This window comes from Alkalicoccus luteus (assembly GCF_012034335.1).
In the GTDB taxonomy this organism is placed as follows: Bacteria; Bacillota; Bacilli; order Bacillales; family Salisediminibacteriaceae; genus Alkalicoccus; species Alkalicoccus luteus_A.
Window position 1 is genome coordinate 1 of record NZ_JAATHJ010000092.1, and the last position, 321, is coordinate 321.

General features: G+C 54.5%; 1 rRNA gene. It reads right to left on the reverse strand.

Going from position 1 to position 321, the window contains the following annotated elements:
* Positions 1–114 (reverse strand): 23S ribosomal RNA (locus HCN83_RS18060); the annotation flags it as partial.
* Positions 115–321: the final 207 nt, after the last annotated feature.

The following is a 321-nucleotide window of genomic DNA, read 5'->3' on the forward strand; positions in this document are numbered from 1 at the left end:
GAAATCTTCGGATCACAGCTCACTTACAGCTCCCCGAAGCATATCGGTGTTCGTCCCGTCCTTCATCGGCTCCTAGTGCCAAGGCATTCACCGTGCGCCCTTGGTCGCTTAACCATCTGATACGTGCCTGCCGGCGAGCTGCATCGTCTGCTTCGGCTTCTGCTCTCCTCACGCAGTCAATCTGCGCTGCGTCGAGCTTCTGCCTTGCATCCTTGCTTCTCTTGCCAGTCAAGCATCAGACCCCAATGCCTAAAAAAGGGATCTGGCATACCAGTGATTCGTCGTTCTCGGCATTTCTTCTAAGACACTCGGATTCCTCTC